Genomic DNA, 1,657 nt, shown 5'->3' with positions numbered 1-1,657 from the left:
GCCTGGGCCTACCTGCTGAAGACGGCCGCGACGCGGGCCCTGGTGACCGCTTTCATCGTCCTGCCGGTGGGCTTGCTGGCGGTGCTGGGGGCCTTTGCGGCGTTCGCGCCGCTGCAGGCCGAAACGGTGGGTTCGCTCGGCTCGGCGATGCGCCTGATCGGCGGCGTCGGCGCCTTCTTCGCGCTGACGCTGGCGCTGCGCCGGCCGATCGTCGCCAAGCTGCCGGCGCTGGAACTGCTCGACGACGTGATGTACCGCGCCATCGCGGTCGGCTTCGCTTTCTTCACGATCGCGACCGTGCTCGGCGCGCTGTGGGCCGCCGAGGCCTGGGGCGGCTACTGGAGCTGGGACCCGAAGGAGACCTGGGCGCTGATCGTCTGGCTCAACTACGCCGCCTGGCTGCACATGCGCCTGATGAAGGGTCTGCGCGGCACGGTGTCGGCCTGGTGGGCGCTGGTCGGCCTGGCCGTGACCACCTTCGCGTTCCTGGGCGTGAACATGTTCCTGTCCGGGCTGCATTCGTACGGCGAGCTCTGAAGTCCGGCCCGCCGCGGCCGACAATCCGACATGCCCTACGTGACCCGCGGCCCGGACGGCCGGATCGACGCCCTGCACCGTGACGCCCCCAGCCCGGGCGCGGAACTGCTCGGCACCGACCATCCCGAGGTGACGGCCTTCCTGGGCGGCACCGACAGCGGATTCGGCCGCCTTGACGCCGACTTCGTGCGCGTGCTCGAGGACGTGATCGACACGCTGATCGCGCGCAACGTGATCAACATCACCGACCTGCCCGACCAGGCGCAGGCCAAGCTGTTCGCGCGCAAGTCGTTCCGCGAGCGTGCGGTGCGCAACGCGCTGCGCCTGTTCGACGACGGCGGCGCGGCCGACGTCATCAACGACACCCAGCTCGGCGGGCTGCGCTAGCTCCCGGGCGCCCACCCCCCGGGTCGCCCGCAACGCCGGAACTCCCCGGCGTCCCGGGCGCTGTTCCGCGCCTTCGGAGGGCCCGACGTTTCGACAATGACCGGTACGGCCATTTCCCCGTCGAGGGTCGACCATGCGAACCAACCTGCCGGTTTCCCAGACCGAATACGTCCTGCCCCCGGACCTGACCCTGGTGTCGGTCACCGACCTCAAGGGCCGCATCACCTACTGCAACGCGGCGTTCGTCACCGCCAGCGGCTACTCGCAGGCCGAGTTGCTGGGCCAGCCCCACAACCTGGTCCGCCACCCCGACATGCCCGAGGAGGCCTTCCGCGACCTGTGGGCCACGATCGAGTCCGGCCACCCCTGGCAAGGCGTGGTCAAGAACCGCCGCAAGAACGGCGACCACTACTGGGTGATGGCCAACGCCACGCCGATGCGCGACGGAGACCGCATCGTCGGCTACCTGTCGGTGCGAATGGCGCCTTCGCGCGCGCAGATCGACGCGTGCCAGGCGCTGTATGCGCGAATGCAGGACGAGGCGCGCGGCCAGCGCCTGCGCACCGGCCTGCGGGCCGGCAGCGTGATGCGCCTCGACCCGGTGGGTCGCGTTGCCGGCGCGCTGATCTCGGCGCTCGGGCGCTGGGGACTCGATGGCATGGCGCCCCTGGCCGCTGCCGCGGGCACCGGCCTGGCCGCGTCGCTCGCCGGCCCCGTGGTCTGGGTGCCCACG

Annotated in this window: 3 protein-coding genes; all 3 read left to right on the top strand. The window is 71.5% G+C overall.

What is annotated here, in order from left to right; genetic code table 11:
* The coding region (gene ccsA, locus QZV94_RS24980) for a cytochrome c biogenesis protein CcsA (RefSeq protein ID WP_293683194.1) at nt 1-537 on the top strand (537 nt) is incomplete at its 5' end.
* Between the two features lie 39 nt (nt 538-576).
* Nucleotides 577-924: a hypothetical protein gene (locus QZV94_RS24975; protein ID WP_293683192.1), complete on the top strand. Its 348-nt coding sequence runs from the start codon at nt 577-579 to the stop codon at nt 922-924.
* Nucleotides 925-1,057: 133 nt separating this feature from the next.
* Nucleotides 1,058-1,657, top strand: a 600-nt coding sequence (locus QZV94_RS24970; RefSeq protein WP_293683190.1) for a PAS domain-containing protein, incomplete at its 3' end; no start/stop codon positions are given.

Source organism: uncultured Phenylobacterium sp. (assembly GCF_902826855.1).
GTDB lineage: Bacteria > Pseudomonadota > Alphaproteobacteria > Caulobacterales > Caulobacteraceae > Phenylobacterium.
This window is presented reverse-complemented; position numbering and strand designations above follow the sequence as displayed.